Origin of the sequence: Salinivibrio sp. ML323 (genome assembly GCF_001995745.1) — a bacterium.
GTDB classification, from domain to species: Bacteria; Pseudomonadota; Gammaproteobacteria; order Enterobacterales; family Vibrionaceae; genus Salinivibrio; species Salinivibrio kushneri.
On the sequence record NZ_MUES01000004.1, the window covers coordinates 34,819 to 59,117 of the forward strand.

General features: G+C 52.1%; 24 protein-coding genes. 10 read left to right on the forward strand and 14 right to left on the reverse strand.

Annotated elements, in window-relative coordinates:
* The first annotated feature begins 15 nt into the window (after window positions 1-15).
* On the forward strand, window positions 16-984 hold the full coding sequence (locus tag BZG13_RS04185; RefSeq protein ID WP_077485314.1) for a ChaN family lipoprotein: 969 nt from the start codon (window positions 16-18) through the stop codon (window positions 982-984).
* A 123-nt stretch (window positions 985-1,107) separates the two neighbouring features.
* On the opposite strand, the gene yfbV is transcribed toward BZG13_RS04185, so the two are convergent.
* Entirely contained in the window at window positions 1,108-1,557 is a 450-nt protein-coding gene (yfbV, locus tag BZG13_RS04190) for a terminus macrodomain insulation protein YfbV (protein WP_077485317.1), read from the reverse strand.
* Window positions 1,558-1,912: 355 nt separating this feature from the next.
* On the opposite strand from yfbV, the gene BZG13_RS04195 reads away from it, so the two are divergent.
* The 3 genes from BZG13_RS04195 to BZG13_RS04205 all read left to right on the forward strand — a co-directional run bounded on the left by BZG13_RS04195 (window position 1,913) and on the right by BZG13_RS04205 (window position 6,631).
* On the forward strand, window positions 1,913-3,109 hold the full coding sequence (locus BZG13_RS04195) for an acetate kinase (protein WP_077485320.1): 1,197 nt from the start codon (window positions 1,913-1,915) through the stop codon (window positions 3,107-3,109).
* A 105-nt stretch (window positions 3,110-3,214) separates the two neighbouring features.
* Window positions 3,215-5,362: a phosphate acetyltransferase gene (gene pta, locus BZG13_RS04200; RefSeq protein ID WP_077485322.1), complete on the forward strand. Its 2,148-nt coding sequence runs from the start codon at window positions 3,215-3,217 to the stop codon at window positions 5,360-5,362.
* A 129-nt stretch (window positions 5,363-5,491) separates the two neighbouring features.
* Entirely contained in the window at window positions 5,492-6,631 is a 1,140-nt protein-coding gene (locus tag BZG13_RS04205) for an amidohydrolase (RefSeq protein WP_077485325.1), read from the forward strand.
* A 7-nt stretch (window positions 6,632-6,638) separates the two neighbouring features.
* Here BZG13_RS04205 and BZG13_RS04210 read toward each other — a convergent pair whose 3' ends face one another.
* Window positions 6,639-7,277, reverse strand: coding sequence for a LysE family translocator (locus tag BZG13_RS04210; RefSeq protein WP_077485328.1), 639 nt, complete (start codon window positions 7,275-7,277; stop codon window positions 6,639-6,641).
* 247 nt (window positions 7,278-7,524) lie between these two features.
* On the opposite strand from BZG13_RS04210, the gene metN reads away from it, so the two are divergent.
* From metN to metQ, 3 genes are read left to right on the forward strand one after another with little or no spacing between them, the layout of a single operon-like run.
* Window positions 7,525-8,559 carry a methionine ABC transporter ATP-binding protein MetN gene (gene metN / locus BZG13_RS04215; protein WP_077485331.1) on the forward strand — a complete coding sequence of 345 codons (1,035 nt, stop codon included), beginning with the start codon at window positions 7,525-7,527 and terminating at the stop codon, window positions 8,557-8,559.
* A complete protein-coding gene (locus BZG13_RS04220; RefSeq protein WP_069361055.1) occupies window positions 8,549-9,235 on the forward strand; it encodes a methionine ABC transporter permease in 687 nt (228 codons plus the stop codon). Before metN ends, BZG13_RS04220 begins: the two co-directional genes overlap by 11 nt.
* A gap of 46 nt (window positions 9,236-9,281) precedes the next feature.
* Complete coding sequence (gene metQ / locus BZG13_RS04225) at window positions 9,282-10,097, forward strand: methionine ABC transporter substrate-binding lipoprotein MetQ (protein ID WP_077485334.1); 816 nt, start codon at window positions 9,282-9,284, stop codon at window positions 10,095-10,097.
* Window positions 10,098-10,221: 124 nt separating this feature from the next.
* Here metQ and BZG13_RS04230 read toward each other — a convergent pair whose 3' ends face one another.
* Entirely contained in the window at window positions 10,222-11,238 is a 1,017-nt protein-coding gene (locus tag BZG13_RS04230) for a CNNM domain-containing protein (RefSeq protein ID WP_077485336.1), read from the reverse strand.
* Window positions 11,235-12,608 (reverse strand): hemolysin family protein, encoded by a 1,374-nt coding sequence (locus tag BZG13_RS04235; RefSeq protein WP_077485338.1) that lies wholly within the window; start codon window positions 12,606-12,608, stop codon window positions 11,235-11,237. Before BZG13_RS04235 ends, BZG13_RS04230 begins: the two co-directional genes overlap by 4 nt.
* Before the next feature lie 295 nt (window positions 12,609-12,903).
* Between BZG13_RS04235 and BZG13_RS04240 the strand changes: the two genes are divergently transcribed.
* A complete protein-coding gene (locus tag BZG13_RS04240; RefSeq protein WP_198533010.1) occupies window positions 12,904-13,851 on the forward strand; it encodes a GlxA family transcriptional regulator in 948 nt (315 codons plus the stop codon).
* A gap of 142 nt (window positions 13,852-13,993) precedes the next feature.
* Here the strand turns inward: BZG13_RS04240 and BZG13_RS04245 are convergent, their stop codons facing one another.
* Genes BZG13_RS04245 through BZG13_RS04260 form a run of 4 tightly spaced genes read right to left on the reverse strand, consistent with a single transcriptional unit; the run spans window position 13,994 to window position 18,103 of the window.
* Window positions 13,994-15,748, reverse strand: a complete 1,755-nt coding sequence (locus BZG13_RS04245) for a BCCT family transporter (RefSeq protein ID WP_241824775.1) — start codon at window positions 15,746-15,748, stop codon at window positions 13,994-13,996.
* Between the two features lie 29 nt (window positions 15,749-15,777).
* Window positions 15,778-16,239 (reverse strand): thioesterase family protein, encoded by a 462-nt coding sequence (locus tag BZG13_RS04250; RefSeq protein WP_077485346.1) that lies wholly within the window; start codon window positions 16,237-16,239, stop codon window positions 15,778-15,780.
* Window positions 16,239-17,195 (reverse strand): L-carnitine dehydrogenase, encoded by a 957-nt coding sequence (locus BZG13_RS04255; RefSeq protein ID WP_077485349.1) that lies wholly within the window; start codon window positions 17,193-17,195, stop codon window positions 16,239-16,241. The genes BZG13_RS04250 and BZG13_RS04255 overlap by 1 nt, the downstream gene beginning before the upstream one ends.
* The gene (locus BZG13_RS04260) at window positions 17,192-18,103 is read right to left on the reverse strand and encodes a 3-keto-5-aminohexanoate cleavage protein (protein WP_074213135.1); all 912 of its coding nucleotides are present in this window, start codon (window positions 18,101-18,103) and stop codon (window positions 17,192-17,194) included. The genes BZG13_RS04255 and BZG13_RS04260 overlap by 4 nt, the downstream gene beginning before the upstream one ends.
* Window positions 18,104-18,276: 173 nt before the next feature.
* On the opposite strand from BZG13_RS04260, the gene BZG13_RS04265 reads away from it, so the two are divergent.
* Window positions 18,277-18,516: an addiction module antidote protein gene (locus BZG13_RS04265; protein WP_241824776.1), complete on the forward strand. Its 240-nt coding sequence runs from the start codon at window positions 18,277-18,279 to the stop codon at window positions 18,514-18,516.
* A 283-nt stretch (window positions 18,517-18,799) separates the two neighbouring features.
* Here the strand turns inward: BZG13_RS04265 and BZG13_RS04270 are convergent, their stop codons facing one another.
* The 6 genes from BZG13_RS04270 to BZG13_RS04295 all read right to left on the reverse strand — a co-directional run bounded on the left by BZG13_RS04270 (window position 18,800) and on the right by BZG13_RS04295 (window position 23,139).
* On the reverse strand, window positions 18,800-20,056 hold the full coding sequence (locus BZG13_RS04270) for a HEPN domain-containing protein (protein ID WP_077485352.1): 1,257 nt from the start codon (window positions 20,054-20,056) through the stop codon (window positions 18,800-18,802).
* Window positions 20,057-20,290: 234 nt separating this feature from the next.
* Window positions 20,291-20,548, reverse strand: coding sequence for a hypothetical protein (locus tag BZG13_RS04275; protein WP_077485355.1), 258 nt, complete (start codon window positions 20,546-20,548; stop codon window positions 20,291-20,293).
* Between the two features lie 307 nt (window positions 20,549-20,855).
* The gene (locus BZG13_RS04280) at window positions 20,856-21,278 is read right to left on the reverse strand and encodes a CBS domain-containing protein (protein WP_077485358.1); all 423 of its coding nucleotides are present in this window, start codon (window positions 21,276-21,278) and stop codon (window positions 20,856-20,858) included.
* Entirely contained in the window at window positions 21,275-21,625 is a 351-nt protein-coding gene (locus BZG13_RS04285; protein WP_077485360.1) for a P-II family nitrogen regulator, read from the reverse strand. The genes BZG13_RS04280 and BZG13_RS04285 overlap by 4 nt, the downstream gene beginning before the upstream one ends.
* Before the next feature lie 9 nt (window positions 21,626-21,634).
* The gene (locus BZG13_RS04290) at window positions 21,635-22,417 is read right to left on the reverse strand and encodes a DUF1538 domain-containing protein (RefSeq protein WP_069361068.1); all 783 of its coding nucleotides are present in this window, start codon (window positions 22,415-22,417) and stop codon (window positions 21,635-21,637) included.
* On the reverse strand, window positions 22,414-23,139 hold the full coding sequence (locus BZG13_RS04295; RefSeq protein ID WP_069361069.1) for a DUF1538 domain-containing protein: 726 nt from the start codon (window positions 23,137-23,139) through the stop codon (window positions 22,414-22,416). The genes BZG13_RS04290 and BZG13_RS04295 overlap by 4 nt, the downstream gene beginning before the upstream one ends.
* Before the next feature lie 226 nt (window positions 23,140-23,365).
* Here BZG13_RS04295 and BZG13_RS04300 point away from each other — a divergent pair, with 226 nt between their 5' ends.
* Complete coding sequence (locus BZG13_RS04300; RefSeq protein ID WP_069361070.1) at window positions 23,366-24,262, forward strand: TIGR01777 family oxidoreductase; 897 nt, start codon at window positions 23,366-23,368, stop codon at window positions 24,260-24,262.
* Window positions 24,263-24,299: the final 37 nt, after the last annotated feature.

Here is a 24,299-nt window from a genome sequence, read left to right on the forward strand (position 1 = left end):
CCAAGGAGAAAAGCCATGAAACAAGGTCGTGTATCGGTTCGTCTCATCAATACCTTGCTCGCCGCAGCCTGCATCGCATTCACTAGCTCAGCGCTCCATGCGAAAACCGATGCGCTTGCCACCTTATTTGACTACCAAGTCACCCGCGCAAACGGCGAGCCATTGCGCCTGACCCAAGTGACCGCTCAAGTCGCGGATGCCGATGTGGTGCTTATTGGCGAGTGGCACGGCCATCCTGGTGTACACCGCTTTCAAACTGAACTACTCAGTCAGCTCGCCTCAGAGCATTCGGTGGCCCTGTCGATGGAGCAGTTCAGTCGCGATGCACAGCCAGTCCTTAACCAATATCTTGCTGGCGAGATAGGCGAAGACACGTTAAAACGACAGGCCAATGCCTGGGATAACTATGACGGCAGCTACCGCCCCTTGATTGAGCTGGCCAAGCAACGTCAAATCGAGGTGATTGCTGCCAACGCCCCCAAGCGACTGGTGCGCTGTATTGGTCAACAAGGTTTGTCCTACCTGGATAGTCTGTCCGAGCAACAGCGTAGCTGGTTTGCTGACACCGTAGATACCCAAGATTCTGCCTATAAGCGCAAGTTTAAGGCCAATATGCACCATGGCAGCGCCAGCCAAACAGACGCGCAATATGCCGCTCAGCTTGCCTGGGATGCCACCATGGCCGAAAGCATCGTCGCGTATCATGACTCTCACCCCAACAGCCAAATTGTGCATGTCGCCGGGCGTTTTCACGTGGCTGAGGGGTTGGGAACCGCCGCACAAATTCACGCCCGCAACCCTGAACTGCGCATTGCACTGATCACCGCGGTGAGCGATCAAGCCATGCTGAGCGACGACGCGCCCGACTTGCGCTTGCACGTACTGCCCATGCCACAGCGTTGGCTGTCGATGGATGAAATGCGTCAAGCGGTGAGCCAAATGCAGGGGCAAGGTGACGCCCAGTGCAAGCGCGCAACCAAATAGCTCAGCGCTCACGCTTTCCCACAGACAAAAACGCCGACCAGCTGGTCGGCGTTTTTTATCTTTTCTTCTTTATACCTATTCGATAGCCGATAGCTATTCGATAGCGGCGACGCCGCGTGTCTGTTAGAACCAGCGCTCCAACGCGGCGCGATCCACTTTAAACGCGCGGCTTAACGCATGTGCAAGCTCTTTGTACTTAGGTTGGCTTTTAATCGGCTGCATCGCATGGCCTTCGCTGGTGATCTTTTGATGCAGCTCGCGATACCAACCCGCAAGCGCCGGCGGCAGAGGCGTATCACGACGCTTACCCAACCACCACAAACCTTGCACCGGCAGGCTTAACGCGAATAAGGCCACAATCACCGCTTGCGGTAGCCCTTGCACATTATTGGCCGACATCTGCAGCAATACACTGATTGCCGCCACGGCAGGCATGACTTTAATCGCGAAACGAGTCATGGTGATCACTCGATTTTCGGGAAAAACCGGTGCCAACTCCTTTCTCATTGGCCATTCCTGCATGTACTTCTGACCGTCTTGCAGGCAGCGCCAGATTGACTTATTCGTTGCCATACCTACCTCACTTACTCAGTGTGACTCGACTCGCTGTCACTCAACTTTTACAATAAAAATTAAACAAACTGTTTAAAAACTTTCAAAATTAACCAGTATTGCTCAAAAAATTTTTGTTATCTGTATCAAGTCCCGCTATCCTTAGCGCACTTTATCATTGTTGCTCGGATTCGATTGTCTCGCAACCTAATCTGGTTGTATTCGACGGAGCGTTCATTTATCCAGGACGGATAAAGATGGTTCTTCCCCGCGACAACGCATGAGATAATTCTTTTTTTAAAAAGGTAGTGTCTCTGTTTGTCCACTATCCTTTTTGTTCAATACACTCTGTCTTACGAAACATAGGTAGTCATACATGTCCAAGCTGGTTCTCGTACTCAATTGCGGAAGCTCCTCTTTGAAGTTCGCCATTGTCGACGCTCAATCAGGCGATGAGCATCTTACCGGTCTAGCCGAATGCCTTCACCTCCCAGAAGCCCGCATTAAGTGGAAAATGGACGGTAAGCATGAAGCCCAACTCGGCGAAGGTGCCGCACACAATGAAGCACTGAACTTCATTGTTGATACCATTCTTGCCTCTAAGCCTGAGCTTGCCGAGAACCTAGGTGCCATCGGCCACCGCGTTGTTCACGGTGGAGAGCACTTTACTCAGTCAGCATTAATTACGGACGATGTACTGAAAGGGATCCACGATGCAGCCAGCTTTGCACCGCTGCACAACCCAGCCCATATCGTAGGTATCGAAGCGGCGAAAAAAGCCTTCCCAGCGCTGAAAAACGTGGCGGTATTCGATACGGCATACCATCAAACCATGCCAGAAGAAGCCTACTTGTATGCGCTGCCTTATAACCTTTATAAAGAGCACGGCATCCGTCGCTATGGCATGCATGGTACCTCGCACTACTTTATCGCTAACGCCGCCGCTGAGCAGCTTGGCAAGCCTGTTGATGAAGTGAACATCATTAACTGCCACCTGGGTAACGGCGCGTCAGTTTGTGCGATTAAAAATGGCCAATCCGTCGACACCTCAATGGGCATGACCCCATTGGAAGGTCTGGTCATGGGTACCCGCTCTGGTGATTTAGATCCTGCAATTATCTTCCATCTGCACGATGCACTGGGCTATAGCGTTGAGCAAATCAACACCATGCTGACCAAAGAGTCTGGCCTGCAAGGCTTGACTGAAGTGACCTCTGACTGCCGCTTTGTCGAAGACAACTACGGCGAGAAAGAAGAAGCCACTCGCGCAATGAATGTGTTCTGTCACCGTCTTGCCAAATACGTAGCCAGCTACACCGCGACCCTAGACGGCCGTCTTGATGCGATTGTCTTTACCGGCGGTATCGGTGAGAACTCAGGTCCAATCCGCGAACTAGTACTTGAGCGCTTGTCGCTACTGGGTGTTGATGTCGACAAAGCGCGTAACCTGAAAGCCCGCTTTGGTGGCGAAGGCGTGATCACCACAGACGAAAGCCGTGTACCTGCGATGGTGATTTCAACCAACGAAGAGTTGGTCATTGCGCAAGACACTGCGCGCCTAACTGGCCTGTAAGACCATTCCCAACGGCTGATTCCACTCAGCCGTTTTTATATTTGTGCCGGCCTGTCCGGCACGCCAATCAGATAGTAAGAGGAAGTCAACGTGTCCCGTACTATTATGCTAATCCCAATCGGCTCCGGCGTCGGCCTGACCAGTGTCAGCCTCGGCGTCATGCGAGCGATGGAGCGTAAAGGCGTTCGCGTCTCATTTTTTAAACCCATTGCCCAGCCACATCACGGTAACGACACCGATGTGACAGACCTGACGACGGAAATCATTCACGCCAACAGTGATATGAAAGTCGCCGAGTCAATGTCGATGAACCAGGCCGAAAATCTGCTGCGCTCCGATCAAGAAGACGTGCTGCTTGAAGAAGTGCTTGCACGCTTCACACGCGCCACCCAAAACACCGAAGTGGCGCTGGTTGAAGGCTTGGTCACCACGCGTAACCACCCGTTTGCCAACCAAATCAATTACGAGATTGCCAAGACGCTGGATGCAGAGATTGTCTTTGTCACCACACCAGGTACCGACAACCCAGCCCAGCTAAAAGAGCGTATCGAGTTTGCGTGCACCAACTTTGGTGGCAGCAAAAACGGCAATATCTCTGGCGTGATCATCAACAAGCTCAATGCGCCTGTGGATGATGCTGGCCGCACCCGCCCTGATCTGTCAGAAATCTTTGACGAAGCGGACGGCGCACGTCCAACCAACGTTGAAGTGATGCAGATTTTCAACTCCAGCCCAATCCGTGTACTGGGTTGTGTGCCATGGAAAATCGACCTGATCGCCACTCGTGCTAGCGATATGGCYAAGCACTTGAACGCCACCATTATCAACGAAGGCGAAATTCACYCACGTCGCATCAAGAGCATTACCTTCTGTGCGCGTTCAATCCCTAATATGGTTGAACACTTCCGCCCAGGCTCCTTGCTCGTGACTTCGGCTGACCGCCCTGACGTGATCGTCGCCGCGTGTCTAGCTGCGATGAACGGCGTAGAAATCGGTGCCTTGTTGCTGACAGGTGGTTATGCCATCCCTGACCAGCTCAAAGCACTGTGTGATCGTGCCTTTGAAACGGGCCTACCGGTGTTCACCACTGCAGGGAACACCTGGCAAACCTCGCTCAACCTGCAAAGCTTCAGCCTCGAAGTCCCGGCTGACGACAAAGAGCGTGTTGAGTTTGTGAACGACCACGTAGCCAGCCACATTGATGGCAACTGGATTGAGTCACTCAGCTCTGGTTCTAACCGCGAGCGTCGCCTCAGCCCACCGGCCTTCCGTTATCAGCTCACCGAGTTTGCGCGTAAAGCCGCCAAGCGCATTGTGCTGCCAGAAGGTGACGAGCCACGCACCATCAAGGCCGCCGCTATCTGTGCCGAGCGTAAAATTGCTGAGTGTGTGCTTTTAGGTAACCCAGAAGAAATTAAACGTGTTGCCGATCAGCAAGGCGTCACCCTGGGCGCAGGCGTTGAAATCATTGACCCAGTAAAAGCGCGTGACAAATATGTGGCCCGCTTGGTTGAGCTGCGTAAGAGCAAAGGCATCACCGAAGTGATTGCGCAAGAGCATCTGGAAGACACAGTCGTACTGGGTACCATGATGCTAGAAGCCAACGAAGTGGACGGTCTGGTTTCCGGTGCCGTGCACACTACCGCTAACACCATTCGCCCACCGCTGCAGATCATCAAGACAGCGCCGAACGCCTCTTTGGTGTCGTCGGTCTTCTTCATGCTGCTGCCTGAGCAAGTGTTGGTTTACGGTGACTGTGCAATCAACCCGGATCCAAACGCAGAACAACTGGCTGAAATCGCAATTCAATCGGCCGATTCTGCCACCGCATTCGGTATTGAGCCGCGCGTGGCAATGATCTCTTACTCGACCGGTAGCTCAGGCAAAGGGGCTGACGTGGATAAAGTTCGCGAAGCGACCCGTCTTGCCAAAGAGAAGCGTCCTGATCTAGTGATTGATGGCCCACTGCAGTACGACGCGGCCATCATGGAAAATGTGGCTAAGTCGAAAGCACCGGATTCACCGGTTGCCGGTAAAGCGACCGTGTTCGTCTTCCCAGACTTGAACACAGGTAACACCACCTACAAAGCGGTACAACGTTCTGCGGAGCTGGTGTCTATCGGTCCAATGCTGCAAGGCATGCGCAAGCCGGTGAACGACCTGTCTCGTGGCGCACTGGTAGACGACATTGTATACACAGTGGCACTGACCGCTATCCAAGCGAAACAAGCGGAAGACAACGGCCAAGTGTAATTTGCACAACGCCCTGTCGAGATAAAACAAAAGCCAGCACCCGTTGCTGGCTTTTTTGCGTTTGCGTTCACAACGTGACATGCCAACGCGATCTAGCATGGCGTATCCATTCTGGTTTTGGAGTCGAAGATGGCTAACGAATTCGATCCCGTCACACTACGGCATACCCTGCACCAAACCCCTGAGCTGTCTAACCACGAAGCCCTCACCGCCCGCACCATCGCTGCCCAATTGCGGCAATTTGGCTTTCACCCTACCACTGATATCGGTGGTCACGGGATCCTGGTCACCATTCAAGGCGCGGCACCAGGGCCCACCACCTTGCTACGTGCCGATTTCGATGCGCTGTCGATTGAAGAGCGTGGATCACTGGCTTATTGCTCCCAGCACTCAGGCGTGATGCATGCCTGTGGCCACGATGGTCATACCGCGGCGTTGCTGGCCGTCGCCGCCGAGCTTAGCCACACGCCACCCGCTCGTGGCACTGTGCTGCTCGCCTTTCAGCCTGCCGAAGAAACCGGCGAAGGCGCAGCGCGTATGTGCGAGTCCCCCGCACTTACCAACGCGCAGATTGATAACGTCTACGCCTTTCACAATCTCCCCGGCTTTAATCAGCATCAAATCGTGGTGCGCCCCGGCACCTTTGCCTGTGCCTCGACCGGGGTCGCTATTGAGTTGTACGGAAAAACTTCTCATGCCGCCTACCCAGAGCGTGGGATCAGCCCTGCCAGTGCGATGACAGGCGTGATGCATACCCTGACACAACTGCCCGACGTCTACCCTGACGCCAACAGCCTCGTCACCTTGGTTCACGCCCAGTTAGGAGAGCCTGCCTACGGCGTCGCCCCCGGCCAGGCGACCGTGATGGCCACGTTGCGCAGTGATGACAACGCCTGCTTTCACGCCATGAAGGCCGACTTAATCGACAAAGTGAACACGCTGGCGGCTCGGGCAGGATTAACGGTCAGTGTTAGCTGGCATGAGCCCTTTATCGCGGCCGAGAACAGCACGCACCATACGCAGCATGTGGTCAATGCCGCGCAGTCGTTAGGGTTAGCCGTTCACAGGCTCACCGAGCCCATGCGTTGGTCGGAGGATGTGGCCGAATTTCTTGCTCGTTGGCCAGGGGCGTTATTTGGCATTGGCAGTGGTGAGCATCATCCACAGCTGCATAACCCTGATTATGATTTCCCAGATGCGATTCTCCCCACCGCCAAAGCGCTCTTCACCGCGTTGGTCGCTGAGCATCACGGCTGCATCACAGGCTAATCACGCCCTACCCCAGCGCCAGCCAAACGCCAACACCCACCATCAAGGTGCCGGCGACACGGTTGAGTAATTGCACGTTGCCTCTTTGCTGCAAAAATTGACGCAACGTGCGACCGCCACTGGCATACAGCATCAAACAGCTAAACTCGGTCAGCAGAATAATCAACACCAGCACACTTAACTGGCTAGGCAGCGCTAATTTAGGATTAATAAACGGCGGCAACAGTGAGATCATAAACGCCCAGCCTTTCGGGTTAGCAATCGCGGTGACAAATCCTTGGGCCGCCAAGGACCACGCAGACGCTTCACTGGGGCTAGCGTCATCATCCTCAGGAATGGCCATTTTCCCGCGAGATCGCCACATTTGCACCCCGATAAACGCCAGATAGGCACCACCGACGTATTTGAACACCTGAAAGATAGACGGATAATTAAGCATCATCGCCGCCACTCCAATCACCGAGGCAATCGCCACCAGCCCCACGCCAATTAACTCGCCCCACATCATATGCAGGCTACGCTTAACCCCGATGGTCATTCCCAGCGTCATCGAGAGGGTCATACACATCCCAGGCGTCACAGAGACGAGGAAAAAGGTCGGGATAAACAAGGAAAGCATGGTGGTATCAATCAAAGCAGTTGGCATAAAGCGTAATCAGAACAAAGCACTACAGGGGCCTCTAGTAAACGCCCTTTATCGTTTGAGATCAAGCTGACTGTTGAGTTTATAACCAAGCGATTGGACTTATTGCCATTTAGACGTCCAGAAGTAAAAATATCCATTGACTTAATTTTGACTAACTCATAGCATCAATAACCAGAGCGACAGCAAGAATGTGGCACAAGCCGCTGAGTGAGTCTGCTGTGATCAAATTATTCGCCAAGGACATGTGATGATTGAGATAACCAACCTCAACAAGGTATTCGAACTCGGGGAGCGCCGAATTCATGCCCTTAATGACATCAACTTATTTATTCCCAAGGGGAAAGTATTTGGTGTGATCGGTGCCTCCGGCGCAGGGAAAAGTACCCTGATCCGGATGGTTAACCTGCTCGAGCGCCCAACCAGCGGCTCAGTCAAAGTGGGTGGGACAAACCTCACCGCGCTACCCAGCCGCCAGTTGACCCAAGCGCGCCGTAAAATCGGGATGATTTTCCAACACTTTAATCTGCTTTCGTCACGCACCGTTTTCGACAATATCGCCCTACCGCTTGAGCTAAGTGGCTCGAGCCGCGATGAGATCGAAACCCGCGTAAGCGAACTGCTCGATTTGGTCGGCTTGACCGATAAGCGTGATGTGTATCCTGCCAGCCTCAGTGGCGGACAAAAACAGCGTGTCGCCATTGCCCGCGCACTGGCGCCAAGCCCTAATGTCTTGCTTTGTGATGAAGCCACCAGCGCACTGGATCCGGCCACCACCCAATCGATTTTGTCACTGCTGCAAACCATCAACCAAAAGCTCAACCTCACCATTTTGCTGATCACCCACGAAATGGACGTGGTCAAACGTATCTGTGACGACGTCGCCATCATTGGCGACGGTGAGCTGGTTGAATCCGGCCCGGTAGGCGAGATTTTCGCGCACCCCAAATCCGACTTGGCGAAACAATTTATTCGCTCAACCCTCGACTTGTCAGTGCCGCATGATTTCGCCCAGCGCTTACAACAAGAATACTTTGAAGGCAGCTACCCGTTAGTGCGCCTCGAGTTTACCGGTGCGACGGTCGATGACCCATTAATCAGCCAGATCTCGCGCCTATTTGATATCGACATCAGCATTTTAAGCTCAGATATCGACTATGCCGGTGGCGTGAAATTCGGCCTACTCCTCGCGGAGATCATGGGCCCCAAAGAGGCGGTTGAAAACGCCATTACTTACCTCAACAAGCATCACGTCAACACGGAGGTACTTGGCTATGTTGATTGATCAACTCACCCAATGGGTTAATGAAAACAGCGCCCTTATCAACTTGCTCCTCGAGGCTACCGGCCAAACCCTGTATATGGTGTTTGCCTCCGGCATCATGGGCTTTGTGATTGGCATCCCACTAGGCGTGTTACTGCATGTGACCAAACCCGGTGGTTTGCTGGGTCAACCACAAGTTAACCAGGTGCTTGGCGCAGTCGTGAACATTGGCCGCTCCATCCCCTTTATTATCTTGCTGGTGGCGATTATTCCGTTTACCCGCATGGTGGTTGGCACCTCGATCGGTACAGCGGCGGCGATTGTGCCACTGACCGTCGGCGCGATTCCATTTATTGCCCGCTTGGTTGAGGGGGCGTTACTGGAACTACCGGCAGGGCTAGAAGAAGCGGCCAAAGCGATGGGCGCGAACCCATTCCAGATCATTTATAAAGTGCTGATACCGGAAGCGTTACCCGGCATCATCAATGGCGCCACCATTACCTTGGTCACCTTAGTGAGCTACTCAGCCATGGCCGGTGCCGTCGGTGGCGGCGGCCTCGGGGATGTGGGCATCCGCTACGGCTATCAACGCTTTGATACCACCGTCATGCTGATTACCGTTGTGATGCTGGTGGTCTTAGTACAAGCGATTCAATCTTTTGGTGATTACTTGGTGCGACGCGCCGATCACCGCTAAATCAAACACAATAATGACGAATATGTTGCAAACAGGGAGACAGACAATGAAAACCACCATTAAAACGCTACTCGCCACCCTTGGCCTTGCCTCTACCTTGGTGCTGACTGGCTGCGGCGAGAAAGAACAAGCCGCGACCGATACCAACAGCATCACCGTGGGCGTGATGGCCGGCGAAGAAGCACAAGTGGCTGAACACGCGGTGAAAGAAGCGAAAAAGCTCGGCCTGGATGTAGAGCTAATCACCTTTACCGATTACGTCTCACCAAACGCGGCACTGGACGATGGTTCAGTCGACGTGAATGCTTTCCAACACAAACCTTATTTGGACGCACAAATCAAAGACCGTGGCTATGAGTTCGCGATTGCTGGCAACACCTTTGTGTATCCAATTGCGGCCTACTCTTACAAGCTAGATAGCGTCGCTGATCTGCCAGAAGACGGACAAATTGCCGTGCCTAATAACCCTGCTAGCCTCGGCCGCTCATTACTACTGCTTGAGCAACAGGGCATCCTAGAGCTTAAAGAAGGCGCAGGCATCAACGCCACCAAGCTCGATATCGTTGAAAACCCGAAAAACATTGAAATTATCGAACTGGAAGGCCCACAACTGCCTCGCTCACTGGAAGATGTGGACATTGCTATCATTAATAATACCTTTGCTGCGGGCATCGGCCTAACGCCAAACAAAGACGGACTGTTTGTTGAAGGTAAGGACTCACCGTACGTGAATCTGATTGTGGCGCGCAAAGAAAACGTCGACGCAGAAAACGTGAAAACCTTTGTTAAAGCTTACCAAACTGACGCGGTTTATAACGCCGCGATGGAAATCTTTGACGGCGCAGTGGTAAAAGGCTGGTAAGCTAGCGTCACAATATGTTCGCTCAGACGAACGCAGCGACGCTAACGAGTATCGATAGCTAAACAAAATGCCACAGTGACTGGTGAAGTGACTGTGGCGTTTTTTAACCTTGGCCAATAGCGGGTTAACTTGCTGCCGTGACCGGAAGCACGCGTTTTAAAATATCCGCCAGCGTCACCACGCCAATCATTTCCCCCTCTTTACTGACCACCGCAAGCTGAACGCTGGCCTCACGCATGCGCGCTAGCGCTTCGTAGATGGGCGTGTTGGCATCTAACACATAGGCATTGCGAGCGACATCGCGTGCGAGTCGGTCTGCCGGTTCAAGTAGCGTATCCCGCACGTGCACCACCAACGGCTTAAGCCCCTCGTTGCCAGTCATTAAAATACGCAGATGCCCTGACGCCATGGCGACAGCACGCACCTCTGCCACCGTTGCATGTTTATCAACATGTGCCATCACCTGCCCCTGGGTGACCAAGGTTTCGATTGCAATCGAACTCAGATCGATCAACCCCGACAATTGCCGTTGAATCGCTGGTTGCAAGGTTCCCACTTGCCCAGAATGCTCAACCAATTGACGAATAGTCTGAATATCTTGTCCCCCGACCGCGGCGCTTTCTACAGGCTCAACCCCTGAGGCTTTCACCAAGCGATTAGCAATACGATTGATCCAGCGAAGTAACGGACGTAACGGCCACACATAAGCGCGCGAGACAACACCGATTGCCAAGGCTGACTTTTCTGGATGAGCAATCGACCAAGACTTCGGTGCCATCTCACCCACGACGAGGTGCAAAAATGTCACCACAAACAGCGCAAATCCGAAGGCCGCCGCATCAGCCGCCCAAGCGGGTAAGCCAACCGCGAGAAAGACGGGCCCTACCCAGACATCCACCGCTGGCTTGGTGACCGCCCCGAGCGCAAAGGTACAAAAGGTGATCCCTAATTGCGCCCCTGCCAGCATCAAGGTCAAATCATTCATGCCACGCAGCGCTGCCCGCGCCGACCCACTCTCTACCGCCATTTCTTCCAGACGATGTCGACGCGCGCCCATCAAGGCAAACTCGATAATGACAAAAAAGCCACTCAACACAATCAAAGCCAGCGTGACCACACTGACCACTAAAGGATCGGTCATTGATTATCCTCCACAATGGGCTGCTCAATAAGCGTGACCCGCACCGACGTGGGAATGTGCCGTTCAATGCTTAATACATCCACTTCAAGATGGCGCATAATTGGTTGACTCTCCGCCAGTTCGGATGGGTCTATCGGCAGCGCAATGGTCACCGTATCCCCTACGGCTGGCAATGCGCCACACGCCGAAATCAACACGCCAGCAATGGTTTCGACATCACCTCGCGGCAGATCATAGCCAATCGCACGCTCCACTTCGTCGATGTGCACATCACCGTCCATCAACCAGACATTGTCGCTTTCAGGGACAACCGCCTCGGCATGATCACTATCATGCTCGTCGGTAATTTCCCCTACGATCTCCATGGCCAAATCTTCAATCGTTAACACGCCAGCAAAGCCGCCATATTCATCAATCACACACGCCAGTTGATTGGTCGTGCGCACCAACTGATCTAGCGCATTTGGCAACGGCATTAATGTGGGGAGAACACTGGCAGGACGCATCACTGACGCCACGGTATCATTTGAATCCGCCTCTGTTTTCGCGAGGACATCTGACAGGTGAACCACGCCCACAGGCGCATCATTATCATCAAGCACAGGATAACGAGTGTGGGCTTGCGCCATCAGCGCCAACAATTCGGACAGCTTGGTTTCTGGCGACACCCAATCAACTTGCGAACGCGGCACCATCGCATGCTCAACATCGCGCGCAGGAAAATCCAGGATCCTGTCCATCATCAGTGACAACTCCACCGGCAAATCCCCGCTCTCTCGCGAGTCGGCAATAATATGGTGTAAGTCGTCTTCTGAGGCACTCATATCAAGATCATGCACCGGTTGAATCCCCACCACCCGCAGCACCAGGTTGGCGGATTTATCAAAGAAACTGATGATCCAACCAAACACCGACATATAAATCAGTGTCGAACGCGACATCATACGCGCCATGGGTTCAGCATTGGCAATGGCTAAGTTTTTCGGGTAAAGCTCACCCAAAATCATTTGCACAATCATCGCCACCGCAAGCGTCGCCATGGTGCCAATCGCGATCCCCGCTTCCAGCGACAAGCCTAGTTGTTGCAATAAAACGCCCATCGACTCGCCGACCAACGGCTCGGCAACAAAGCCCAACACCAAGCCGGTGACCGTGATACCAAGCTGCGCGCCAGACAGCATAAAGCTCGTCCGTTTTGTCACCGCCAGCGCCCGTTTTGCCGACGCATCGCCCGTCGCGGCTAAGGTCGCAAGCTTTGCGCGATCGACCGCCATATAGGCAAACTCTTGCGCCACAAAGTAGCCATTGGCGGCAATAATTAACAAGATAAAGAAAAGACCGAGCAGGAGGGTAATCATAGGTTCAATCATGACTGCATCCTTTGTTGGTGACAACGTACCAGTGAAGGGGAGTGACAATCGACGCGTGTTGGATCCACAAAATATGCCTTATGTAGAAAGAGGAATCGGAGTATATTCTGGTGATATCGATACAGTCTAGTTAATTTTTGCACACCTCTCCGTCACGCGTTTGGCAGCCAAACGAGTTGGTACTTTTATCAATAAAATGCTCACCTTATCTTGACCCGGCTAGTGGCTGCCCCTCATCATTATTTCTACCATTCTTTGTTCGTTTGCGGTCATGCGTCTTGAATACACAGGCCCGATGCCAGAATGCATCGGCTTTCTTTTACTGCCCCGCTTCTCGATGATGGCCTTTTTCTCTGCCGTCGAGCCACTGCGTATTGCCAACCAGATCAGTGGCAAGCAGCTATTTGATTGGCAAATGATCAGTGAAGATGGCAAACCAGTGAAGGCGTCTAACGGTATGTCATTGCTGGCCGACAAAGCGATTGATGCCGTGCATGACCTGCCCTCGCTGGCCGTGTGTAGCGGTTTTGATCCTGAAGCCTATTTAAGTCGCCCCTTAATGCGCTGGCTGCACCGCCTTGATGCGGCGGGGTGCGCGCTCGGCGGGCTCGATACCGGCTGCTTTTTGCTGGCCGCTGCCGACTTGCTCAAGGGTGAGCGGGTCACCTTACATTGGGAAAGCCTGCCCTCGTTTCAAGAGCGCTTTCCGGAGGTAAGCACCTCAGATGAGCTGTTTGAACTGGGACGGCGGCGTTTTTCATGCGCAGGGGGCGCAGCGGCGATGGACATGGCGCTGGATGTGATTGCGCGTCGCCACGGCACCCAGTTAGCGATCGACGTCTCTGAACAGCTAGTGCACGAGCGCATTCGTACCCGACGCGATCAACAGCGAATGACACTCGCCCGCCGTTTAGGCACCCATCGTCGGCGCCTGGTCGACGCGGTGGATGTGATGGAACGCCATATAGAATCCCCCCTGCCTTTATCGGAGGTGGCTCAGCGCAGTGGTATCTCACTTCGCCATCTGCAACGGCTTTTTGACAGCGAGCTGAACCAGTCACCACGAAGCTGGTATTTGGGATTGCGGCTAGAGCGTGCCCATTACTTGCTAAAAGAAACCGATCTCGATGTGTTGTCCGTGGGGTTGGCGTGTGGCTTTAGCTCAAGCTCGAGTTTTTCCCGCGCGTTTCGCAGCCATTACGGTGTGTCACCGCGCCAGATGCGCAAAGCCCAAAGCCAGTAAAAGAAGAAAGGCAAGATAGATAAAAAAGCCGCTCACCCCGCCACCTTAATCGGCAACGGAATGAGCAGCTTGTCTCGCGTTTAGCGCGTCTTGGTGCGACGCCTTAAACCGCTATTTTTTCGCGGCCGCCTATTTTTGGCGGCTAGCTTTTTTTAAGCGCGACTAGCGAGCGGCGCGATTCACCAAACAGTGAGATCAACACCCCGGCGGTCATCACCAGAATCACCACGCTCAGTGGCAAGGCGGCGGCGATCAATGCCGTCTGTAGCGCTTTAAGGCCGCCGGCCATTAGCAGCGTTGCTGCCACCAAGCCAATCACTACGCCCCAAATAACACGGAAACGCCGCGGCGGCTCCTCGTCACCCAGAGATAAGATTGTCGTCAGCACCAAGGTGCCCGAGTCCGACGAGGTCACAAACCAGCTCATCAGCAAGAACACCATCAGAGCCGAGAGTATCCAGCCGAACGTGCCAGTGCCAACAATGCCATCAGCTGCCGCAAATAAAGCCGCTGGCAGCTCCCAGGCATTAACTAAGTCGATAATGCCGGCACTGCCCACGCCACCACTGGCATACAGCTCTTGATAGATAGCATTGCCGCCAAAAATCACCAACCAGACAAAGATCAGCAAGGTGGGCACAAATAACACGCCCAACACGAACTCACGCAGGGTGCGCCCTTTGGAAATACGCGCAATAAACAACCCTACAAACGGCGCCCAGGCAAGCCACCAGCCCCAATAGAAAATAGTCCAAGCCTGCTGCCAATCTACCGTACCCGGCTCATCAGCAAACCACAGCCCCATCGGGATAAAGTTAATCGCATAGTCGAGTAAGGTTTCACCAAACGCGCCCAACAACCACAGTGTGGGGCCGCCAATTAAAAAGACGCCAACCACAAACACCGACACCCAAATATTCATCTGCGAAATGATACGGATCCCGCGGCGCACACCAGAGACCGCCGACACAATCGAGATAAACGAAATCACCGCAATCAACACCAGTTGGGTCGATAAGCCAGAGGCGATTCCCATCAAGCGCTCCAGCCCCACGGCCATTTGACTCACACCAAGCCCGAGCGACGTCGCCACACCAAATACGCAACCTAGCACCCCAAGGATGTCAAACAGATGGCCCCAGGCGCCGAAAATACGATCGCCGATAAAAGGATAAAGCGCCGAGCGCAGGGCCAAAGGGAGTTGCTTACGGTAGGCAAAATACGCCAGCGACATACCGACAATCACATAGATGGCCCAGCCATGCAGCCCCCAGTGGAACACGGTGACCCGCAGCGCATCGATGGCGCGCTCATAGCCAATGGCCGCCGCGCCCGCCATGTCGGCGTGGGGATTGTTGGGATAACCAAATCCACCGGTGTTATCGAGATAAAAGATGGGTTCGGCCACCCCAAAAAACAGGATGCCGATACCAATGCCGGCAGAAAACAACATCGAGAACCAAGAGAAGTTACTAAACTCTGGACGACTGTCGTCAGGGCCGAGCCGCACGTTGCCGTACTTGCTGAAAACGATAAACCCGCACACGGTCAATAACAGCATCACGGTGACCAGGTAGTAGCCACTAAAGGTACTTTCAATCCAGGTGCGCGTGGCACCGAACAAGACACTGGCCGTCTCGGATTGAAAGCCGGTGAACAGCACAAACGCCAGTACCAATACGGCTGAACAAATGGTCATGCCGCGGTGCATGCCTTGGAAGAAGCCACCTTGCGCAAGCTCGGTGACCATATAATCGGTCGAGGTAGCAGCCTGCTGGCTGTCACCACGTTGGGGTGAGTTTGGGGGTGTTGAAGTAGCGATAATGATTCCTCCTTGAGCCGGAAGTCGGGCCGGCGATCCCGTAACCCGCCCAGGCTCTGCTGGGCGGGACCTCATGATGGCTCACCATCTTGGTGACGACGCGCTCACTGCCTACTGGGTAGGCCGATGCGACGCCCAGCAAGCTGGGGCCACTCATTGTCGGATGCGGCAGGCAGCCGCTCAATCAAGCTGGCGACAGCATCCGGAAACGGCGCGGGGCGACCGGTTTGCGTATCGATGCCCATCAGCATCTGCTCGCTGGTGGCCAGCACCTCACCTTGGCTATCACACATTTGCATGAACACGTGCAGACGCTTTTGATCACGCGCTAACACAGTCACGTCGACCACCAAGGTCTGCCCTTGATGCGCCTCACGTCGATAACACAAATGGGTTTCTAGGGTATAAATGGTATAGCGATGCTGGGTGCGGCCTGCGTCATCTAAACCAATGGTGGCCATTAACGCATCGACACCCAGCGAGAACACGCGCGCGTACTCGGCATCGTTCATGTGCCCGTTATAATCGACCCATTCGGGGGCGACGTCTATCGTTAACAGTGCCATTAGATGCGCCCTTCCAAACCTTCAGCCTCTGGCCAGTACTTCTGCGCCAAGTCTAAAAGCTCGACCAAAAACGCATCACGGCGACGGTCTAGCTCAGAAACAGGACGACCCGCGGCTTGGTGTTCACAGCCTTCGACCACTTTATCAATCAGCTCATCGGTCAGCTCAGGCGCTTCCAGCTTGGTCCACGGCAGTTTTAACGCTGGGCCGAATTGCTCTAGCATATGGCGCATGCCCTGCTCGCCACCGGCCAAGTGGAAGGTTAAGAAGGTGCCCATCAGTGACCAGCGCAAGCCACAGCCGTAAACCACTGCCGCATCAATCTCTTCAGTAGTAGCCACCCCGTCGTTAACCAGGTGCAAGGCTTCACGCCATAGCGCTTCCATCAAGCGGTCAGCAATATGCCCCTCGATTTCGCGCTTAACCACCAAGGGACGCATTGCCAGCGCTTGGTAAAGTGCATGGGCGCAGTCAATATGCTCCGGTTGGGTGGCCTCGCCGCCCACTAATTCAACCAGCGGCAACAAATACACCGGATTGAATGGATGCGCCACCATCACCCGCCCTGGATGCTTTTGACAATCCGTCTGCAGCTCAGTGGGTTTAAAGCCAGAGGTCGATGAGCCAATAATCGCGCTTGGCGCCGCGGCAGCATCAATTGCCGCCAAGGTCTCGCGCTTAATATCGATGCGCTCCGGCACATTCTCTTGGATCAGATCGGCCTCTTTCACCGCCTGCTCAAGGCTATCAACAAAGGTTAACCGAGCAGGATCTGCACCTTCGGCAAGGCCCAGCTTTTCTAACGATGGCCAGGCATTGGCCACAAAGGCACGGGTGCGAGTGGGCGCTTGTGGGTCAGGGTCATAGGCAACCACGTCCCAGCCTTGCGCCAAGGCACGCGCAATCCAGCCATTACCAATCACACCGGTGCCGATGACCGCTAACTGCTTGCTCATTGGTCACCTCCTTCAACCGGCTTGCCCGTCTTAGGGTCAACCAGTTTCAGCGCGGCGCGCGTTTGTGCGGGTGTCATAATGCGACCACCAAGGTTTTCAATAATGGTGCTCGCTTTTTCTACCAAGCCGCCGTTGGTCGCCATTACCCCTTTTTCTAAATAGAGGTTATCTTCCAAGCCCACGCGCGCATGGCCACCCAGCAGCATGGCTTGCGCCACCATCGGCATCTGATGGCGACCAATTCCAAACGCCGCCCAGTTGGCGTTTTCAGGCAGCTTATTGCGCATTGCCAACATGGTTTCAGTGTCCGCTTCCGCGCCCCATGGAATACCTAAACACAGCTGAAACAACGGATCGCCCTCGAGCAAACCTTCTTTTTGCAGCTGACGCGCAAACCAAACGTGGCCTAAGTCAAAGCACTCCAGCTCGGCTTTCACGCCCGCAGCCTGCACCATACGCGCTTGCTCACGTAGCCAGTCAGCGGTGTTGATGTACACCATGTCGCCAAAATTCAGGCTGCCACAATCTAAGGTACACAGCTCAGGCAATAGCTCGCCCACTGGCGCATGACGCTCGGCTGGGGTTTGCATATCGGTGCCCGGGCCACCACGGCTTGGGTCTTGGGCATCCGGCACCCAATCACCGCCGCCACCGCCGGTGATGTTCATGACAATATCGACGTCTGATTCGCGAACGCGCTCCATCACCTCACGGAAGTGATCAATGTTGTGGCTAATGCCGCCTGTTTCGGGATCACGCACGTGAATATGAGCGACACTGGCACCAGCACGCGCCGCCTCAATACAGTTGTCGGCAATCTGTTTTGGCGTGATTGGCACATTGGGGTTTTTGCCCGTGGTATCGCCCGCACCAGTGACGGCGCAGGTAAGAATGACGCTGCGATTCATGTTCGGCCTCTTGTCGCTTGATTAAACTGGCCACAGTGTGTCCGGAATAACACGTCATGACTTGACACTAAGCGACATAAAAGACACATAAAGAGACATTATGAGTTATTGGCAGGCTGACGGAATGGCGCAAACAAATCACAGTAAAGCGCTAAACGTGATAGCAGTTACCGATGATAACGACATCCCCGTTTGACCCAGCAGCGTTCTTGGACAACCAAGAAGCACTTCAAGCTTACTTAGACGAAGCGGTGCAAACGGGCGATCCCGCATTTATCGCCGATGCTCTGGGTGTGGTTGCTCGTGCTAAGGGAATTACAGATATCGCCAAGCAAACCGGTCTTTCACGAGAAACGCTCTACCGCACACTCAGCCAAAAAGGCAATCCCTCAAGACACCGATTGCGATTGTGAATGCGTTAGGGGTGGAATTGAGGCTTGGTGGCTCGAAGTCAGTGAAGTCATAGCGGCGATAGCGGTGCCGCTATCAAATGCGGAATGTCACTAAGCCTAGATATGCTGTGAAATGAGAAAGCTCTGCACTGAACTGAGCGGGTTTTGGGTGGAGTAATGCGAGAAGGATAAGTCGGATGTCGTTCTAACTTGGAAATGGACAAAAGTGCGTTAGGGTCATAACACTAACACACTTGCTTCGGGTTAGAAAAAGTATCTTAAAACAATATTCGTTAATTATATTTCAATAAAGCGCCCATTTGCGTTGATTGTATTGATATAACTTCCTATAGATCGAATAGACTAACAGAGCCTCATCATTTGGTTGGCATGTTTTTCTCAATATCCCTTCTATATCGGCATGGAGATCCGAAATTTTGTCATGCCTTACGGGCGATTTTTTATCTATACTTTCAACTAAAGGTTTGAGTGTTGGATAAAGCCACCCGATTATATAGTCCATAGACCTTAACCACTTAGATTCTAAATTTTCATCCCATATTAAAGTCTGTAAGTCACATAAATGTAAGAATCTTAAGTTAACTTCGAGGATATTACAATCGAAGCAATTACGTTGTGCTTTCTGGGATATATCATCTACTGAGACTCGAAAGTAATCGATCGTTTCATTTAGCAGATCCTTACTAAAAAAGTAACTACAAAGTAAACCTTCGAATTTTTCTTTTCTTATAAAGTCCTTAGATATTAAGAATGATGTCAAAGAAAGAGAAAACATTGCTAGCTGGCTTTCTTCTATAAAATCCCATTCTGATATTGCCTTTCGCGTTACCGCATTACCACTATGAACATACCCAGACCTAAAGTCATATACTACGTCAATAACGTTTTTTAGGCGTTTAGATACTTCGCTACTTTCTAGAAACTTAAATGATATTTCACCAATTATTTTTTCAAGCCGTATTTTGATTGTTTCCCTTTTTTGCTTTTCTTCAGCGACATCCAAAATCACTTCGATTGCACAACAAGAAAATAATATCCTCTCATCATCGTTTAAAGAGTTGTCAATTGACTTATTATAAAAATGAACACTTCTCTGTAGTTTCAAATCGTCTTTACAAGCTTTAAAGAACATGTCGAAAGCAGAAAAATGTTCTGTTTGAAGCCTAAAAGTATAACCATATTCAGTCATCCCCAAAGTTACATTTTCATAACCTGAAGGTATAAATAACTTATCACTGATTTTATTGTGGATATTAAATTTAAACTTTTGTCTCTCTATCAATTGACCCGGATTATACTCAGGGACTCCATATGTTACATACTTAAAATCTTCGATAGAAAAGCGATTTGGAGAGCATAATAATTTTTCATGCCCCCCTTTATGCATATGAAAAAAAAGGCTATCAATAAACAGCTTTGAGTTTCCAGAGGGAGCAATTAGAACAACAAGGTTTCCTTTTTCGACGCCATGAAGTTCTTTTAATAGCAAATTATTCTTTTTTTGTAACTCGCACAACTCTTTAAAGGTAGAATCTTTCAAACTGCCTTTAATAGCTTCAAAGGAGCTAGCTGATATTCACAAAGCTCAAACTTGAAATCCATATCCAAAAAAGGAAGGAGCGTAACTTCCATCTGATTTACTCCTCTTGAAATATAACGTCCTGCTAGGGGTGGGTGAGCAACGTAATACCGATGCCGCTGCATGCCACCTTACTCACTAAAATTAACGCATGACAAAATGCCACGCGTTGCGAATCCCTCTTAAGCAGTCTTATTATAAATTTGAGAGGAAGTTTTGATAATATTCTTCAAAGTGTCCAAGCTCTTCTACCCGTAAAGTAGGATTAAACTGAAACTTATAATCGTACTCGACAACTAACACTTTCATATAGCAAGAGTCGATATTGACAATATCACCTACACGAGGAAGGTAATTGAAGTTCATTTCAGTTTCAAAGATATCTGCCCAAACTCCGGCTCTATTAGCTTCAAAAGTAATCTTAAATACAGTTTCTTCATTGTAACTAATCATATTATTTCCCTTTTACTGTGAGATAAAACTAACAGTGGTTTTTAACTAGATTCCGTCTGTATAACTTCGGCATAAAATGCAGAGTTGCTTTTAGCATCGAGTTTTTTCTCGCAAAACAGTATAACCAACGCAACAATTGCAGACCGTGTCTATCTAAAATCAAATATCAAACTAGGTACATAATCAACCATTAGTAAAAGTAGGTCAATAACTGCCAAAAGAAGCTTGTCACACTGTCAGGTCTGAATGATTTTGGGGCACAAATGAGCTAGCCCCAACTCCCTTAAAAATCACAGTGGGACCTACCCTAATCCTTCCTATGCTGGCTCTCGACTTCTTCGGCAAGCATGCCGTAGATGACGATTAGGTTATAACTGACCATACCGAGGACTTGGCCGTTTTCGATCACGGGGGCGCGGCTGATGCCGAAGCGTTCGAATAAACGGGCGCAGTATTTCACATTCATATTGGGAGAGACGCTAAGCGCGGGTTTGGTCATAATTTCATAAACGTTGACCCGTGATGGCGCGCGGTTTTTGGCGAGCACTTTTTYGGCAATGTCGTTCATTAACACAATGCCGAATTCGTCATGCTCATCGCGTTTATTGACGATAATCGCTTTCACTTCTTGTTCGCGTGCAATGCGGATCGCTTCTTCGACCGTGGTGAGCCCATCAATACACACGGCATGGGCATGCATCACATCTCTTACCGTTTTATGTTGTTTCATAACTCGTCCTTCACCACTTCAGTTAATTCTCGCATTTGGTGGGCTACGCCCACGGCATCTTCCACATCTATTTGCACCGCGATGCCACTGCCGGAGGTAGCATCGAACTCGCCCACGTCATTAATGGTTTCGAGTATGGCGCGCGCAAGGTGCTCTTCCACCAGGAAGATGGCCACGTCCCGCTGCACATCCAGCGTCAGCCCTAAAAAGGTTTTCTTTTTCACCAAACCTTCGCCACGCGCGTTGTTAATGATGGTGGCGCCGGTAGCGCCGGCTTGTCTGGCGGCATCGAGCACCGCATCGGTTTTGGCATCTTCAATAAACGCCATGATTAATTTGAACCGCATAGGCTCTCCTTACGATGAACGCTGTGCGTGCTTTTTCTGTAAATAGGCTGTGATTTGGGCATAGCCCATCACGGTGATCATCGGAAACAAACTGGCAAACGCAATTAAGCCAAACCCATCGAGCATCGGGTTTCTTCCCGGTACGGTAGAGGCTAGCCCCAACCCCAGCGCTGTCACCAAAGGCACGGTGACGGTTGAGGTGGTCACCCCGCCAGAATCATAGGCCAAAGGCACGATAAACGGCGGGGCAAAATAGGTTTGGATCACCACCACCACATAGCCGGTGATGATGTAGTAATGGAGCGGATCGCCCACCACAATGCGATAGCATCCCAAGGCAATTCCCATTGCCACGCCAAGCGCCACCGAGGCCCTCAAGCCGTTCACTCGAATCGCTCCGCCCGAAACCTTAGCGGCTTTGATTGCCACCGCGATTAACGAGGGCTCAGCCACTGTGGTGCTAAAGCCAATCGCCGCGGCAAACAGGTACACCCAATAGTAGGCTTGCCAGTTAATCTCACCGCCGGCTTTGAGCGCTGCGCCAACAAAATCGGGAGCGGTCAGCTGCTCAGCCATCGACGAACCGAGTGGGAATAGCGCCAGCTCCAGCCCCATTAAAAACAGGCTTAAGCCCAAGATCACATAGAAAAAACCGAGAAAGATCCGTTTGGGGTTGTTGAGCGCTTTGCGCAATACAAACAGCTGAAAGCCAAAGATGATCGCGATAATCGGGATCACATCGCGCACGGTGGAGAAAAAGGTGTCGAGAAACAAAGTGAGTGGATTGTTCATGCCACCACCATGCCGTAGGCCATCACGAAGATCATCGGCGATAGCGAGGCAAAGGCAATCAAGCCAAAGCCATCCACCATGGGGTTACGCCCTTTAATCACGGTCGCCAGCCCTACGCCGAGCGCGGTGACTAGCGGCACCGTGATGGTCGAGGTGGTCACCCCACCCGAGTCATAGGCAATGCCGATAATGCTGGGCGGTGCCACCATGGTCATTGCCACCACCAACAAATAGCCGCCAATGATTAAACGGTGGATCGGCCAGCCTTTCATGATCCGCACCACCCCCAGCACAATCGCAAAACCAACCGAAAGCGCCACAGTTAGTCGCAGGCCGTTGGCATAGCTATCTTTGGCCGCCTCTGTGGTGTTTATCATCCCGCCATTGGCCGCCACATCTGCCGCCTCTGCCGCCACCGCGGTGAGTGCGGGTTCGGCAATGGTGGTGCCAAAGCCGAGCAAAAACGCGAACGCAATCAACCAGCCTAAACTGCCTTTATGGGCCAGCGAATGTGCCATGGATTCGCCAATCGGAAATAATCCCATGTCTAAGCCGTATACAAATAGAGTTAGCCCCACCACCACCAGCACCAAGCCAAAGGTAATCGAAATCCAGTTGGGTAGCGGTTGTTGCAGGACAATCACTTGAAAAAAGCCGATCACTAGGATGATGGGTAAGAGATCGCGAAAGCTTCCTAGCAATGATTTGAATAACGCTTGCATGTAGGCGACATGACTCCCTGCGTAGTAAAATGAAAAACACACCTTTTATGTGCCTATTTATGTTAGCACTCCCAATTTGGCGTGCGAGGGGCAGAAGAGAAAACTGCGCGATCAAACCGATTTTGGTTGCGGTACGTAACAGGATACAAAGCAATCACTTGCGCTAAGTCTAAAACCCTCTTAGCGTTATCTATATCACCCATTACTCGACGTTAGGACATCAGGCATGAAACTGTTAATCACTGGCGGCACTGGCCTGATTGGTCAGGCGTTAATTCCTCGCTTGCTGACCGAGCATCAGGTCACTGTGTTATCGCGCTCCAAGCAAAAGGTCACCCAGTGCTTTGGCGATAAAGTCACGCCGTTAGAGCGCCTTGATGATCTCCCCCACCTGAATGATATTGATGCGGTTATCAATCTGGCGGGCGAGCCGATTGCCGATAAACGCTGGAGTGAGCAGCAAAAAGGCATCATCTGCACCAGTCGCTGGGGATTAACGGAAAAGCTGGTCGAGAAAATCCATGCCAGCAGCACGCCACCTCACACCTTTATTAGCGGCTCGGCAGTAGGATATTACGGCGATCAGCAAGATCGCAGCTTTGACGAAACCTTGGTGGTTCATGCCGATGATTTTGCCCAGCATGTGTGTCATCAATGGGAAAAAATTGCCTTGAAAGGCGCCTCGCAACACACACGGGTGTGCTTGCTGCGCACCGGCGTGGTGTTAAGCGCTGAGGGTGGCGCGCTCAAACGGATGATGCTGCCGTATAAACTCGGGCTGGGCGGCCCCATTGGTAAAGGCCAGCAATACATGCCGTGGATTCATATTGATGATATGGTCGGCGCGATTATCCACCTGCTCAACACTCCTGAGCTTAAAGGGCCGTTTAACTGCACAGCGCCAGAGCCGGTCACCAATAAACGTTTTAGTCAGGCGCTTGCCCGTGCTTTAAAACGCCCACACGTGTTCTTTGTCCCTACGCTGGCGATTAAAACCATGATGGGGGAAGCCTCGCACTTGCTACTCGATAGCCAGCGCGCCCTGCCCCATGCGTTGGAGGACGCGGGCTTTAATTTCCAGCACCCCAAGGTGGAAGAAGCGATGCAGTCTTTGTTTAAGTAGCGGCTTTATTTTTCGCACAAGCGATGTTACTCGCCAG

Coding starts and splice junctions, on each gene's coding strand:
- BZG13_RS04185 (WP_077485314.1), top strand. CDS start 16: ATGAAACAAGGTCGTGTATCGGTTCGTCTCATCAATACCTTGCTCGCC.
- yfbV (WP_077485317.1), bottom strand. CDS start 1,557: ATGGCAACGAATAAGTCAATCTGGCGCTGCCTGCAAGACGGTCAGAAG.
- BZG13_RS04195 (WP_077485320.1), top strand. CDS start 1,913: ATGTCCAAGCTGGTTCTCGTACTCAATTGCGGAAGCTCCTCTTTGAAG.
- BZG13_RS04205 (WP_077485325.1), top strand. CDS start 5,492: ATGGCTAACGAATTCGATCCCGTCACACTACGGCATACCCTGCACCAA.
- BZG13_RS04210 (WP_077485328.1), bottom strand. CDS start 7,277: ATGCCAACTGCTTTGATTGATACCACCATGCTTTCCTTGTTTATCCCG.
- metN (WP_077485331.1), top strand. CDS start 7,525: ATGATTGAGATAACCAACCTCAACAAGGTATTCGAACTCGGGGAGCGC.
- BZG13_RS04220 (WP_069361055.1), top strand. CDS start 8,549: ATGTTGATTGATCAACTCACCCAATGGGTTAATGAAAACAGCGCCCTT.
- metQ (WP_077485334.1), top strand. CDS start 9,282: ATGAAAACCACCATTAAAACGCTACTCGCCACCCTTGGCCTTGCCTCT.
- BZG13_RS04230 (WP_077485336.1), bottom strand. CDS start 11,238: ATGACCGATCCTTTAGTGGTCAGTGTGGTCACGCTGGCTTTGATTGTG.
- BZG13_RS04235 (WP_077485338.1), bottom strand. CDS start 12,608: ATGATTGAACCTATGATTACCCTCCTGCTCGGTCTTTTCTTTATCTTG.
- BZG13_RS04240 (WP_198533010.1), top strand. CDS start 12,904: ATGCCAGAATGCATCGGCTTTCTTTTACTGCCCCGCTTCTCGATGATG.
- BZG13_RS04245 (WP_241824775.1), bottom strand. CDS start 15,748: ATGAGGTCCCGCCCAGCAGAGCCTGGGCGGGTTACGGGATCGCCGGCC.
- BZG13_RS04250 (WP_077485346.1), bottom strand. CDS start 16,239: ATGGCACTGTTAACGATAGACGTCGCCCCCGAATGGGTCGATTATAAC.
- BZG13_RS04255 (WP_077485349.1), bottom strand. CDS start 17,195: ATGAGCAAGCAGTTAGCGGTCATCGGCACCGGTGTGATTGGTAATGGC.
- BZG13_RS04260 (WP_074213135.1), bottom strand. CDS start 18,103: ATGAATCGCAGCGTCATTCTTACCTGCGCCGTCACTGGTGCGGGCGAT.
- BZG13_RS04265 (WP_241824776.1), top strand. CDS start 18,277: ATGATAACGACATCCCCGTTTGACCCAGCAGCGTTCTTGGACAACCAA.
- BZG13_RS04275 (WP_077485355.1), bottom strand. CDS start 20,548: ATGATTAGTTACAATGAAGAAACTGTATTTAAGATTACTTTTGAAGCT.
- BZG13_RS04285 (WP_077485360.1), bottom strand. CDS start 21,625: ATGCGGTTCAAATTAATCATGGCGTTTATTGAAGATGCCAAAACCGAT.
- BZG13_RS04290 (WP_069361068.1), bottom strand. CDS start 22,417: ATGAACAATCCACTCACTTTGTTTCTCGACACCTTTTTCTCCACCGTG.
- BZG13_RS04295 (WP_069361069.1), bottom strand. CDS start 23,139: ATGCAAGCGTTATTCAAATCATTGCTAGGAAGCTTTCGCGATCTCTTA.
- BZG13_RS04300 (WP_069361070.1), top strand. CDS start 23,366: ATGAAACTGTTAATCACTGGCGGCACTGGCCTGATTGGTCAGGCGTTA.